This is a genomic window from Acetobacter zythi, assembly GCF_963921165.1.
Classification (GTDB): domain Bacteria; phylum Pseudomonadota; class Alphaproteobacteria; order Acetobacterales; family Acetobacteraceae; genus Acetobacter.
In genome coordinates this window covers 311904-325192 of the sequence record NZ_CAWUEO010000023.1, presented here as the reverse complement: position 1 = coordinate 325192, position 13289 = coordinate 311904, and the positions used below count along the sequence as shown (strand labels likewise).

General features: G+C 57.0%; 15 protein-coding genes and 1 tRNA gene. 9 read left to right on the top strand and 7 right to left on the bottom strand.

Annotated elements, in window-relative coordinates; genetic code table 11:
* Positions 1-369: 369 nt before the first annotated feature.
* The 6 genes from AABE20_RS10190 to AABE20_RS10165 all read right to left on the bottom strand — a co-directional run bounded on the left by AABE20_RS10190 (position 370) and on the right by AABE20_RS10165 (position 4787).
* Positions 370-726, bottom strand: coding sequence for a hypothetical protein (locus tag AABE20_RS10190; RefSeq protein WP_338332946.1), 357 nt, complete (start codon positions 724-726; stop codon positions 370-372).
* Positions 727-1080: 354 nt separating this feature from the next.
* A complete protein-coding gene (locus AABE20_RS10185; RefSeq protein ID WP_338332945.1) occupies positions 1081-2799 on the bottom strand; it encodes a hypothetical protein in 1719 nt (572 codons plus the stop codon).
* 106 nt (positions 2800-2905) lie between these two features.
* Positions 2906-2996 (bottom strand) — tRNA-Ser (locus tag AABE20_RS10180).
* A gap of 72 nt (positions 2997-3068) precedes the next feature.
* Entirely contained in the window at positions 3069-3713 is a 645-nt protein-coding gene (locus AABE20_RS10175) for a phosphoribosylanthranilate isomerase (protein WP_338332944.1), read from the bottom strand.
* 2 nt (positions 3714-3715) lie between these two features.
* Positions 3716-4429 (bottom strand): orotidine-5'-phosphate decarboxylase, encoded by a 714-nt coding sequence (gene pyrF, locus AABE20_RS10170; RefSeq protein ID WP_338332943.1) that lies wholly within the window; start codon positions 4427-4429, stop codon positions 3716-3718.
* Positions 4422-4787 (bottom strand): LapA family protein, encoded by a 366-nt coding sequence (locus AABE20_RS10165; RefSeq protein WP_338332942.1) that lies wholly within the window; start codon positions 4785-4787, stop codon positions 4422-4424. Before AABE20_RS10165 ends, pyrF begins: the two co-directional genes overlap by 8 nt.
* Positions 4788-5053: 266 nt before the next feature.
* Here AABE20_RS10165 and pdxA point away from each other — a divergent pair, with 266 nt between their 5' ends.
* From pdxA to AABE20_RS10130, 7 genes are all read left to right on the top strand, one after another.
* Complete coding sequence (pdxA, locus tag AABE20_RS10160) at positions 5054-6025, top strand: 4-hydroxythreonine-4-phosphate dehydrogenase PdxA (protein WP_338332941.1); 972 nt, start codon at positions 5054-5056, stop codon at positions 6023-6025.
* Entirely contained in the window at positions 6022-6744 is a 723-nt protein-coding gene (locus AABE20_RS10155; protein WP_338332940.1) for a pyridoxine 5'-phosphate synthase, read from the top strand. Before pdxA ends, AABE20_RS10155 begins: the two co-directional genes overlap by 4 nt.
* A gap of 1 nt (position 6745) precedes the next feature.
* A complete protein-coding gene (locus AABE20_RS10150) occupies positions 6746-7078 on the top strand; it encodes a hypothetical protein (RefSeq protein ID WP_338332939.1) in 333 nt (110 codons plus the stop codon).
* Positions 7079-7085: 7 nt separating this feature from the next.
* Entirely contained in the window at positions 7086-8258 is a 1173-nt protein-coding gene (locus tag AABE20_RS10145) for an anhydro-N-acetylmuramic acid kinase (protein WP_338332938.1), read from the top strand.
* A gap of 17 nt (positions 8259-8275) precedes the next feature.
* The gene (locus tag AABE20_RS10140; RefSeq protein ID WP_338332937.1) at positions 8276-8767 is read left to right on the top strand and encodes a hypothetical protein; all 492 of its coding nucleotides are present in this window, start codon (positions 8276-8278) and stop codon (positions 8765-8767) included.
* Between the two features lie 180 nt (positions 8768-8947).
* On the top strand, positions 8948-9127 hold the full coding sequence (locus AABE20_RS10135) for a DUF3311 domain-containing protein (protein ID WP_025827307.1): 180 nt from the start codon (positions 8948-8950) through the stop codon (positions 9125-9127).
* Complete coding sequence (locus tag AABE20_RS10130; protein ID WP_338332936.1) at positions 9124-10596, top strand: sodium:solute symporter family protein; 1473 nt, start codon at positions 9124-9126, stop codon at positions 10594-10596. Before AABE20_RS10135 ends, AABE20_RS10130 begins: the two co-directional genes overlap by 4 nt.
* Before the next feature lie 85 nt (positions 10597-10681).
* Here the strand turns inward: AABE20_RS10130 and AABE20_RS10125 are convergent, their stop codons facing one another.
* Entirely contained in the window at positions 10682-11065 is a 384-nt protein-coding gene (locus AABE20_RS10125; protein WP_338332935.1) for a toxin-antitoxin system protein HicB, read from the bottom strand.
* A gap of 114 nt (positions 11066-11179) precedes the next feature.
* Here AABE20_RS10125 and alkB point away from each other — a divergent pair, with 114 nt between their 5' ends.
* Positions 11180-11860, top strand: coding sequence for a DNA oxidative demethylase AlkB (gene alkB / locus AABE20_RS10120; protein WP_338332934.1), 681 nt, complete (start codon positions 11180-11182; stop codon positions 11858-11860).
* A 28-nt stretch (positions 11861-11888) separates the two neighbouring features.
* On the top strand, positions 11889-13070 hold the full coding sequence (locus tag AABE20_RS10115) for a serine hydrolase domain-containing protein (RefSeq protein ID WP_338332933.1): 1182 nt from the start codon (positions 11889-11891) through the stop codon (positions 13068-13070).
* Positions 13071-13289 lie beyond the last annotated feature (219 nt).

Genomic DNA, 13289 nt, shown 5'->3' with positions numbered 1-13289 from the left:
CCGAAAACTTAGTCAGAAAAACACGCCGTCAGCATATCCCTCTCTATCTCATATTCTCTTGTCAATGACCAAAGAGCCAAAGAACCTAGCAGAAACTCTCATCCCCGCCAAGACTGCTTCGTCTCGGTGAAGCAGCTTCTATACCCCCAAGCACCCTAACGTCAACCCCTACCCAAAAAAACACCTAAACCCCCAGAAAACCAACACTTCCTCCGATTCATACACCCACTAAACCCAGAAAAATCACACAAATCATAAAAACTAATTATGTTACAAAATGTCCATGCTTGGCTGGAAATAGATTATTAAGAGCATATGGAATGAAACTGGGTATATGGCGGAATTCTGCGAGAAATCTGGGAGTAACGCTCAAGGCAATCCCCTGGACAATGCGCGAAGTGGCAGGACGGTTAAATATTCCCAGCCTTTACAGACCACAAACCAATTAGGGGCTAGTCTATCATCGGGTTCGTGCCAATGTCCGTCAGCGCCAGGAACTAAGATCCCTTGCTGCCAATTGACAGCAAGCACCTGCTTCATCGTGGTGTTGTAGGCTGAAATGGTTTTCTTACTGTAGCCAGGATGGTCCCGAAAAAATTCTTCAACAAGCTTGGCCACAATGACCGGGCACTGCATCACCTTGGCCTTTTCGAGTGCTGCACAGAGTTGGGGCCGATTACTCAGGGCATCACTCCCCTTGGGCACCTCACACAGCCCCCTGCTCATCCTCAAACCTCTCGGGACTCAAAACGGGTACCCTTGCGCCATGGTTTCATGGTTCATGGTTGACTTCAGATTATGGGGGTTAAGCCGTTGTTGTTGTTCAACCCCCTCAACGTCCGCCTAGACAATCTCCGTGTAGGCACTCAAGCTGAGAATATGGCTGACATGGCCCAGAAGGGTAGAGGCCACACAGCTTCACGTTTCAAGGCAACAGAAATAGCTGCCATCGTGCGCCAGCTTAAAATGGGTGTTTCTATCAACCAGCTTGCCCGTGCAACTGGGCGGTCACGCAAAGCCATACGCGCCCTATTAAGCCGTATAGCCCTCAGAGACTCACAGGAGTCCGCACAGGGCCTTCTAGGCTTCACTGGCTCTATCACAACCGCCTAACACCACGGGCCACTCTCGGGCAGTATCTGAGGGAATTAGCGTCATGCTCTTTCCTTTGGATGCTGCCCTTTTGTTCATGGTAGCCATATCATTATCGTGCGCCAGCGTTCGCCTGACAGACTCAGGCATACCAAGAGCAACCATATCCAGCACAGCACGATCATACAGGCTTCTATCTAATTGCCCCACATAGGTGTTGTCGCCCAGCGATTGAGAAACATGCCCGACAAGACGATCACGTATTAGGACTGTGCAGGCAGTGGCACCATTACCCGCAGCAGTTGCAAAATAAGTCATGAATGTGCCTCGGAGGTTGTGAAAGTTGTGCGGATCATCCTTGCCCAGAACCGCCTTCCGAAAATCACCAAATCGCTTTGCGAATGTCCATGACCGCTTGTTATCATCACCCCCCGGTGGCAACTCGGGGAATAGAGGTGCATCTGCATCAGACCCGGCATTGGCTACCCTCCGGGCAATGATAGGTTGCACAAGTGGGTGCAGGGGCACGATACGGAGGGCGTTACGTGTCTTGGCTACCTCTGAGGTAATCTTTACGGCCCAGAGACCCCCTTCCTTTTCAGGCGGGATAACTCTGCCCCTCGTAAGGCTGCATAACTCGTTCTGTCTTGCTCCGGTCATTAGCCCAAGGCGCAGCAGATCAAAAATGGCAGGGCCATACTTCCAGCGTTTGACCGCATCAGGATCAGCCTGCAAAAGCCGGAGTATGGCTTCCTCCTGATATGCAGAGGGTTTATCTTCTGTTTGATCTTCACGTTCTGCCCGCTTTTTCAGCCCGGACGTTGCGCCGAGCCACGGATTAACGCCCGTCACATATCCTTTCCGTTCAGCCCAGCCCCAGAAGACCTTAAGCGGGCTTATACGGCTCTGAACGGTCTTTGCACGGAGGCCTTTCCTCTGAGCCAGCCATTCAGGAAAAGCACTGATAACACGCCTTGATAGGCTTTCTATCGCTACCGTTCTTATAAAGGCAGCAGCATCAGCAACCTGATCCTCCTCCCCCTCCTCGGATAAGAGATATTCACCCAGAAGCCGGAAAGACAGAAGGTGGCCTCTCAATGTTTGCTGTTTGACCGTTCCGTCAATATCCCGCAACCACCTGTCTATAAGATTGCCCATGGGTGTCGCTTCGCCCAGAGCAATCGCCTTGTAGCGGTCTATGTAAGGCCCAGCAGAGACACCAGCCTCCTGCAATGCGTCTGCACGATCACTTAGGGCATCCAGCATATCGCTGGTTTTACGGTCACGCTCACTTGTCCGTATTGTGGTGCGGTGCGGCAATCCGTTCCTGTCTTCGGTATATACTTCCTCGGTCTGGTCTTCTCGGGTTGACGCCTTGGCAAGCTCTTTTCTGGCTTCAAGAGCCTCTGCAATAGTCTGCTCGTCTTCTGCCCACGGAAAGGCCCAGTCTGGTTGCCAGTCACCGTGCAGAGGGGGCAGGCCTATCTCCTGTAGTCTGACGTCTATTTCTTTGCGTATGTCTTCCAGCGCCTTGTAACGCCTGCCCATTGCTTCCTTGCGGTCGCTTGTGCCCAGCGTCTTAACGACCTCGGCCTTATGTCCGGTTTTTGTTCCGAACGCCTTACCTACGTCTGAACGACGAGCACGCGGCACATGGAAGCGGACACTCCACGTTTGTGAGCCAGCACGGCGGAAGATATTATACATGTCGTTCATATCCTCAGATATGTAACGCTGGACATGTAACGACACAATACAACACTGTAACTACAGGATTGTCTAAGTGGTTGTTTTTATAGGGAAAACAGCAGGTTGGCGGAGAGAGAGGGATTCGAACCCTCGGTACGCTATTAACGTACACACGCTTTCCAAGCGTGCGCCTTAAGCCGCTCGGCCATCTCTCCAGCGCGAGGAAGGTAATAGCAAGATTATCGGAACAGGCAAGAGGGAAAGAGCTTTTCTGTCTGTTTTTTTCCTTAAGCCCTGCCTGCCTGCCGTGCGTTGCGCACAAAACTGGCAATTAGTGCCGGGTCTTTAACGCCGGGAGCACTCTCCACTCCAGAGGATACATCCACCGCGGGCGCCCCCGTTATGCGAACGGCTTCGGCCACGTTATCGACCCTCAGCCCTCCGGCAAGCATCCACGGGAATGCGGGTTTCCAGTCTGATAGCATGGACCAGTCCAGCTTTTGGGCATTCCCACCCGGTCGGGTTGCATCTTTAGGGGGGCGCGGCTCTATCAACATCCGCTGGACGGAACATGAGGCCGGAAGGTCCTGTGGTCCTGCCACAGGGAAGGAAAACCAGACAGGCAGGCCAAATACCTGCGCAACCTGCCGGGCCCGCTCCTCGGATGCATAAATCTGCAGAACATCAAGTGTTGTATGTTCCAGAACCCGTGCAATATCCTCATCACTCGGGTGCACAAACAGGCCAACAGCGCTGGCCTGCCCCAACCCACGGGCGGCAAGGCCTGCTGCTTGCTGCGGGGTTACAAAGCGTGGCGAGCGTTCAAAAAAAACAAAGCCAATCCAGTCCGCGCCATGCTCCACGCAGGCATCAAAACCCGCCGCCTCCGTAAGACCACAGATTTTAACCCCCATGGAGCAATGCTCAGGCATGATCAGCTTTCCAGTTCTGCCATTATGGCGGCAGCCGCCGCAGCAGGATCAGCCGCCTGCGTAATCGGGCGGCCAACGACAATCCAATCCGCCCCCGCATCGCGCGCCTGAGCGGGGGTCATGACCCGTTTCTGGTCACCCTTGGCCGCCCCAGCAGGACGAATACCGGGAGTGACAATGACCGGAGCACTCCCCAGATCATCGCGCAGCACATCCAGTTCATGCGCAGAGCAGACCAACCCATCCATACCGGAATCAACTGCCAGCCTGGCCAAACGCCGGACCTGCGCACGCGCACCGTCCATGACCCCGGTTTCCGCCAAGCCCTGATCGTCCAGACTGGTCAGAACCGTTACGCCAAGGAGCAAGGGACGCTGCCCTTGTGGGAATGCCTCATCACAGGCCACACGGGCGGCTTCCATCATCGCCCGACCACCAGAGGCATGGAGGGTGAGCATACGCGGGCGCAAATGGGACAAGGAGCGCACGGCTGCACCCACTGTATTGGGAATATCGTGCAGCTTGAGGTCCAGAAAGAGCGGTGAGTCACCCGCAACATCCGCCACGGCCTGAAAGCCTGCGGCGTAAGTGAACTCAAGCCCCAGCTTGATAATGCCGGATACGGGCGCTACGTCCTGCACCCATTTGCGGGCCTGAGCAGGATCCTGCGTATCCAGAGAGACAATAAGGCCGGTGCGCCGGGTCGTATTAGACATTGGAGTGTTCTTCGCTCCCTGCGGGGCTAAGCGGTGGTGTTACAACAGGCTGCATATCAGGGGCTGGCACTACGGGTGGAGCACGGTTGGCCACAATGGCCCGCAACTGCGCCAGTTGCGCCTCCAGATCCCTGACCTGCTGTTCGGCTTTGCGCGCCCTGCGCCCCTGCCGGAACTCGACCACCCACAGGCAGAACGCACCGAGCAGAAAAGACAAGGCTCCCACACTCAGGGCCAGCACACCCAGCGAGCACTTCCAGCTATATGTGAGCATCCACATATCCTGCGGGTCCTGATTACTGGCACTGAACACAACAAGTGCAAGCAGGAATGGAACAACAATTATGAGCCTGATCATGATGATGTGGTAGCCCTATCCTACGCAAAGAACAAGAATGGCAGACAAACCAGCCGCAAGGCAGCCTGCGTGAGCATACCACGGTCTTGCCGCTGCGTGTTGCCATAAACACACCCCTCCACCCTGCCCCACCAGCCCCGGACGATCTGCCCAGAGCATGGGCTTTGCAGCGCTAAACTTTGCGCAGCCCCCTTTACGCCGGTGCTTTTCTGCGTTTGTGTGCCAAAAGTCCAAGCCGTGACGCAACGCATTTGGGAGATATTGGCATGCTGGTTCTAACACAGGGTGACCCGGCCAGTATTGCGCCCGAAATTACCGCCGCAGTCTGGCAGAAGCTGCGCCAGAACGGACCTGCTTTTGTTTATGTGGGTGACCCGTCCCTGCTGGAGCGGCGGGTGCCAGTGCAGACCATACGCTACCTGTCCGATGGAGCAGATGTTTTTGCCCACGCCCTCCCGGTACTTCCCTTAAAGCTGGCCACCCCTCCCGCGCCGGGGGAACCTGACCGCCGCAATGCTGCCTGTGTGCTGGAAAGCATACGGCTGGCCACCGAACTCACCCTGAGTGGGGAGGCCTCGGCCATGATCACCAACCCGATCAGCAAGGAGGTTGTGCAAGGGGCGGGTTTTCGCCACCCCGGCCATACGAGCTATCTGGCCGAACTCTGCCAGACTCCGGGGGATGAGGTCATGTTGCTGGCAGGCCCCTCCCTTAAGGTTGTTCCCATTACCGTGCATGTGGCCCTGCGTGACGCCATAGCCCAGCTTTCCACAGACCTGATCATCCGCACGGCCCGTACGGTCGCGGCAGGACTACGGCGGGACTTTGCCCTCCCCCACCCCCGGCTGGCCTTTGCAGGGCTGAACCCCCATGCGGGCGAGCACGGGCTTATGGGGCAGGAGGAACACGATATTATTCTGCCCGCCATAAACGCCCTCCGCGCAGAAGGGTTGAATGTGAGCGGCCCCCTGCCGCCAGATACAATGTTTACGCCCCACGCACGGGCGCAATACGATGTGGCTTTGTGCATGTACCACGATCAGGGGCTGATCCCGCTCAAAACGCTGGATATGGCGGAAGGGGTCAATGTAACCCTCGGCCTCCCCATTATCCGCACATCCCCCGACCACGGAACGGCATTTGACATAGCAGGCCAGAACAAGGCAGACCCACGCAGCCTGGAGGCCGCCATAAAACTGGCAGCAACGCTGGCCGCGAACAGAAGGAAAAATGCATGAGACCGGCCATCAGGCTTGGCGTCAACATTGACCATGTTGCCACAGTCCGTAACGCCCGTGGGGGCCAGCATCCCGACCCCGTAGCCGCAGCCCTGCTGGCCGTGCAGTCCGGGGCGGATGGCATAACAGCCCATCTGCGCGAGGACCGCCGCCATATCCGCGATACGGACCTTGAACGCCTGTGTGCTGAAATTGACGCCCCCCTGAACATGGAAATGGCCGCAACGGACGAAATGGTCGCCATTGCCCAGACCCTGCGCCCCCATGCCTGCTGCCTTGTGCCTGAACGGCGGGAGGAACTGACCACCGAAGGCGGGCTGGATGTTGCAGGCCAGTCCGATGGGCTAACGCCCAAGGTCCACGCTCTCAAGGCCTGTGGCATCCGGGTTTCCTTGTTCATTGACCCCGACCCCACCCAGATTGCCGCGGCAGCCGCAACAGGCGCACAGGTTGTGGAGTTGCATACCGGCGCTTATGCGCAGGGCCGCGCTGGCGAGCTTGAGCGCCTGCAACGCGCAGCCACACAAGCGGCCAGCCTTGGGCTGGAAGTCCATGCAGGCCACGGCCTGACCTACGAGAACGTGGGACCTGTTGCCGCTATTCCCCAGATACGGGAACTGAACATCGGCCACTTCCTGATCGGTCAGGCTATTTTTGACGGGTTACCCACGGTCATCACAACCATGCTGGCCCATATCAGCAAAGCGGCAGAACACTAGTATGGAAGAACAGGACTACAAGACACCCAAAGCGCTCATGGCAGCCGTTGTGGGCATGGGAGTTCTGATTATTGTGGGTGTGGTCGCACTGGTTGGGGTGGTCATCCACCGCATGAACACGCCCCACCAACCCACCTTAACCACCAGTATTCCCCTAACGGACACACGGACCGCCCACCTTGCCCTTGGGCCGGACGAACATATGCTCAGCACAACCCGTGTGCATGATGACCTTCTGGCAATCCACATTGCGAGCAAGGACCACGACCGCATCATGCTGTGGAATGTGGCCACCGGGCAGGTGCAGCCCGGGTTGGACACGACATCCCCTTAATGCGCCAATGCCCATAACCACGCATTTGTCCGATGGCTGTGTGAACGCTCTGGGGCTTATGAGCGGCACCTCACTCGATGGGGTGGATGCGGCACTTATTCGCACAGATGGCACAGCCATTGCCGCCCACGGTCCATCCTTCACACTGCCCTACACGGCGGAGCTGCGCCAGCACCTGCGCAACCTGCTGGATAGCGCACCCGACCTTGCGCCTGACCATGCAGAACTGCTGGCCGTGGAGCACGCACTGACGCAGGTGCATGTGCAAGCCGTGCAACACCTGCGCCAGATGGCGCCCGATATGGACGTGGATGTTGTGGGGTTCCATGGCCAGACCATTCTGCACCAGCCGGGGCGCACCTGGCAGATCGGCAATGCTGCCTACCTTTCCGCCCAGACGGACCTGCCCGTGGTGCATGATTTCCGAACCGCTGATGTTGCCGCCGGGGGCGAAGGTGCTCCCCTTGTCCCGCTCTATCATGCCGCCCTGCTGCGCAACCGGCCCGGCCCCGTTGCCGTGCTGAACATTGGCGGTGTGGCCAACCTTACCCTTGTTACGGCTGATGGGCGCATTATTGCGTGCGACACAGGGCCGGGTAATGCCTTACTGGATGACTGGGCCTACCAGCACACCGGCACCCCCTGCGATACGGACGGACAACTGGCAACACGGGGCAAAGCTGACCAAGCCATAGTAGAACGCCTGCTGGCCCACCCGTTTTTTCACAAACCTGCCCCCAAATCACTCGACCGGCTGAGTTTTCATAACGCTCTGGCGCAAATTGCTCAGTGCCATGCCGCAGATGGCGCAGCTACCCTGACCGCCTTTACCGCGCAAACCATTGCCCGCACCCCACTACCTGAACAGCCGCGAGAATGGTTTGTTTGTGGCGGAGGCAGGCATAACCCGGCCCTTATGGCAGCCCTTGCGCAAGCCCTGCCCGGCACGGTTTACCCCGCAGAACGGCTTGGCTGGAAGGGAGACGCGCTGGAGGCGGAGTGTTTTGGTTTTCTGGCCGTGCGTAGTCTTGCGGGCTTGCCTCTTTCCCTACCCACAACAACGGGTGTACCGTTCCCCCAAACAGGTGGACGGCTGACCTGCATGGGTATTACGCCATGGGGGCGTCGGCTCTGGCCGTGCTCGCCTACGGACAGCCCTCCCCCACCTTTTTCAAACTGACAGGAAAGACCGTCTTGATGAAACGTTTTTTCGCGCTTTGCATCCTGTTGCCGGGCTTGGGTTCCGCTGCCCTGCACCACACCGCGGCCGCCCAGACCGTGCTTGATAATAGCGCCCAAAAGGCATCACCTTTCGTCAAGGCAACGCTCAAGTCTCTGACCACCCGTTTTTCCAACGCGCACCCCAAATTCCGCAATCTGGTCGTGCATACCAACGCCGACAAAAAGCAGGTTGTCTGCGGTCAGGTGAGCCTGAGCGAAAACAAAACCCCGGCGGAAGAGAGCTTCCTGTCCTTTGGGGCGGCGGAGGATTCGGAGCAGCCTGTGGTGTATGAAGCCCGGACCATTCCCACCACGCTGGACACGCGTGAAGCCAACCAGTGGATCAACCACGGTGCTGATCTGGAAGAGCTGGAAGAACTTGGCTGTGTGCCAGAAGGCAGCTACCGCCAGTACGGCGACAACCTGAACAAGGTGTTGCAGGACCGCAAGACCAGCGCCACGCGCTAACGCCATTTTGCCCTTGTTGTTAACGATCACGTTATAACAAGGGCATACCTGATGCGCAAAAAACACAATTCTTATTATACTCGCCTGAAATCGCTTCAGGCGTAATTGACATAAGCCGGTTTCCATCGGCATGTTCAGCCGGTTGCGAACAAAAATAACAAAATAAGCCGGTTTCACGAAATGAAATATCTTAATCTGCTCCTTCTGCTGCCCTTTTTGGGTTTGCTCTGGACTCCGCTGTATGACCGGCATGACCCGGTTCTGCTCGGGTTTCCCTTCTTTTACTGGTACCAGTTCGCCTGGGTTCCGGTGACATCCATCCTGATCTGGGTCGTGTGGAAAAAGGGGAATCGGGCATGAGCACCATCAATCCATGGGCGCTTGGCGTCTTCATCCTGTGCTTTGCCGCAACCATTGTGATCGGGTCATCCATCCAGTGGATACGCGGACTGTTCAGCAAAAAAACCGGCGGCACCTCGCATGAGGAGTGGTCATTGGGTGGACGCGGGTTTGGACCGTGGGTCACGTGGTTTCTGGTCGGTGGGGATTTTTACACCGCCTATACAGTTATTGCGGTGCCTGCGCTGGTTTACGCGGCGGGAGCTTATGGCTTTTTTGCTCTGCCCTACACCATTATCGTCTACCCGTTCATTTTTATCGTTATGCCCAAACTGTGGAAAATCGCGCGTGAAGGCGGGCATTCCACAGCGGCCGATATTGTACGCGCCCGCTTTGACAGCCGCGCGCTGGAAGTTGTGGTCGCGCTGACCGGGCTTGTTGCCGTTATGCCCTATATTGCACTACAGCTGATCGGCATCCGCACCGTTATTCAGGCACTCGGCCTGCCGGGCGATCTGCCTCTTGTCATCGCGTTCCTGTCCCTGGCGGCTTACACATGGCTCGGTGGCCTGCATGCTCCCGCACTGACCGCCTTTATTAAGGATATTATGATCTATATTGCCGTGCTTGTGGCAGTTACGGTCATTCCCCTGCACACTGGTGGGTATGGAGCACTGTTTGCCTCGGTCGAACACGCACAGACCATACTCAAGCCCGGACAGGGCCTGCCCTATGCAACACTTGCCCTTTCCTCCGCATTGGCAGCCTTTTTGTACCCCCACACGCTCACGGGTATTCTGGCATCCCGCTCGGCTGATACCATTCGCCAGAATGCGGTGTTTCTGCCGGTTTACACCATTGTGCTGGGGCTGATCGCCATGCTGGGCTTTATGGCGCATGCAGCGGGTATTGTCACAACCAACAACTCCATGGTTGTGCCCATGCTGTTCCAGAAGGTTTTTCCCGCATGGTTTGCTGGTTTCTGTCTGGCGGCCATTGCCGTGGGCGCGCTGGTACCGGCTGCCGTTATGGCCATTGGTGCGGCCAACCTTGTTACCAGCAACCTGTTGCCTGCACAAAAAAACCCCGTTCGCGCCAGCCGCCTGACTTCGCTTTTGGTCAAACTTGGAGCGTTGGTCTGCGTGTTGTTCCTGAATGCACAGTTCGCCATTGACTTCCAGCTTCTTGGCGGCGTGTTCATTCTGCAAACCTTTCCGGCCCTTATTCTGGGCCTGCTCAAAGTGCGCTTTTCTGCTACCGCCATGCTGGCAGGCTGGCTGGTTGGTACCGTGTTCGGGGTCAGCCTGTGCTGGATGGACGGACTTAAACCCATTCACCCGGTGAATTTTGGCCTGTTCTCGGGCAATGTTTCCACGGGCCTGCTCGCTCTTGGGGTTAATGTTATTCTTGTTATTGTGGTTTCGGCTTTTTGCCCGGCCAAAAAAGACAACAGCGCCACAAAACAGGACCGTGTGGAAAACCCGGCCTGATCGGCAGAACAACACACACCACAACAAAAAGGGATGCTCCCAACAGGGGCATCCCTTTTTTATGGTCCTACCTTGTAATTCCCCATTACAGGCTGAGCAGAATAGCCGGAGCGGCGGCCCCTCCACCGGGCTGAAAGGCCCTGACCTGCTCACGCACAACATCATACAGGTCTATGCCGCACCTGCGGGCTGGTTCGGCCATCTGTTCATAAATTTCTTCCAGCAGATAATTCTTCTGGCCATCATCACTCAGCCGCAGGGGCGAACGCTGGCTGCTTTGGCACCGCTTGAAAAACGACCGCAAGGCAGCCTCGCCCTGCGGTTCAAGCCCTGCAACAGTGCTGGCAAAAAAATCCACCTCCGCATTCAGCCCAACAAATACCCCCCGAAAAACCGCGCGTGGCGACTGGTAACTGATCAGGGCCGGAATGCCACCAATAAGCATGATATCCTGTGCAGATGGGGGCATTGTTGCTGTCTGGCTCCTTGCAAGCTGGAACGGTGTTTGGCAATGCTGATAGCATTCTTCTGTCCTGTGCCAAAGAGCGTGCGGGGGCGCAAACGGTTTTCATCAGGAGCCGCCATGACACACCCCCATCCTCCGGCCCAGCAAATGGACCTGCTGTTACCAGACACACGCCCGGCGCGCGAGGAACTGGAAACAGGCGCTGTGCTTATGCGCCAATTTGCCACACCCCATGCCGCCAACCTTTTGCAAGCCTTGCATGAGATCACTCAGCAAGCCCCTTTCCACCACATGCTTACACCCGGTGGTGGCACCATGTCCGCCGCCATGACCTGTTGCGGAACGCTGGGGTGGGTCAGTTCCCCTATGGGTTACGCATACACAGCATTAGACCCACTCAGCCAACGACCGTGGCCCGCCATGCCTGCAAGCCTTTTCGCTCTTGCGCAAAGTGCCGCGCTGGCAGCCGGTTACCCCAACTTTGCGCCCAATGCCTGCCTGCTCAACCGCTACCAGAGCCACTCCCACATGGGGCTGCATCAGGACCGGGATGAGGGAGACATCACGCAGCCCATTGTATCGCTCTCGCTTGGGCGGACAGGTCTTTTTATGTGGGGAGGGCCAAACCGACACGGCAGGGTTCGCACATTTGCACTAGAACATGGGGACGTACTGGTCTGGGGTGGTCCAGCCCGGCTGCATTACCACGGGATTAAAGGATTAGCCCCCAACCCGCATGCCCTCACGGGTCTGACCCGCTACAACATGACATTCCGCCATGTTGTAGCCCCTTCCTGACCCCCCATCTGCCCCGGACACACCCCGCATGCCCTTACCCGCCCGACTGACCCGCCGCAAAATTCTGCAAACCGGACTGGCTCATGCCACCTGTCTGGGCGCCACATCTCCCCTTGCTCACGCCCAGCCAGCGCACGCCCCTTTGTTCGCGCCTGTGGATGAGATTTTCCGCAAGGCCATACAAAATGGCAAAATGCCCGGCGCGGTCGCCGCCATAGGTCATGAAGGCCGCATGGTGTGGAAAGGTGTTTTTGGCCAGCGCGCCGTGCTCCTCACAACGGAGACCATGACATGGGACACCATTTTTGACATGGCGTCCCTGACCAAGGTTTTAATAACTGCCCCAGCAATCATGCAGTTTTATGAAAAAGGCCTGATTGCACTAGACACCCCCGCCTGCCACTACCTCCCCGCTTTTGCCGCCAACGGCAAACAGGGCATAACCATCCGCCAGTTACTCACACATTATTCTGGCTTAGCACCAGATCTGGATCTGAGCTTTGCATGGCAGGGCAAGCAGACAGGGGTGCAAATGCTCATGAACAGCGCCCCCCAAACGCCACCGGGTGAGAAATTTGTTTACAGTGACCTCAATTTTATAACGCTGGGGTTAATTGTCGAACGGTTGTCCGGCCAGTCCCTTGCTCTTTACGCAACGGAACATATTCTCAAACCTCTCGGCCTACACACTTCTTTTTTTCTTCCCTCTCCAGAACAGCAGCTCAATATTGCTCCAACGCAGTTTGATGAAAACGGGCAAATGCTGCGTGGTGTTGTGCATGACCCTTCCGCCCGGCGTATGGGTGGCTTTGCAGGACATGCCGGGTTGTTCTCCTGCGCGCAGGATACCATTACGTACGCGCAGACCCTGCTTGACAAGCGCGCAGGCTTGCCCTCGCCGTTTCCGCTACAAGCCGAAACTTTGTACCTCATGTCCACCCCACAGCAACCCGCAGGCAAAACCGATCTGCGCGGATTGGGGTGGGATATTGCGACCCACTACTCCACAGCACGCGGCACCTATTTTCCCGCCACCTCTTTTGGTCACACCGGCTTTACCGGCACATCCCTCTGGCTGGAGCCTAATAACCGCAGCTTTGTGATTATTCTGACAAACCGCGTACACCCATACGGGCAAGGTAATGTGGTCGCCCTGCGCAAAGATGTCGCCACCGCCGCTGCGCTGGCTTTGCGCACTATGGACCACTAAACGCGCTGTTTTCCGCCATTCACACACCCCACAGGGCTGGTGTGTTATTCTTGCATCACTTCGTGGTTATATTCACTCATATATAGGTTTGTGTGCGGTCGTATATAGACAACCCCCCTCCCCACCCGGCAAAACGAGCATCCCCCTTGTACCCCTCCATACCCCGGATGAGCCAGATCCATGCACGATCGTTTCCATACAATTTTCGCCACCGGAACA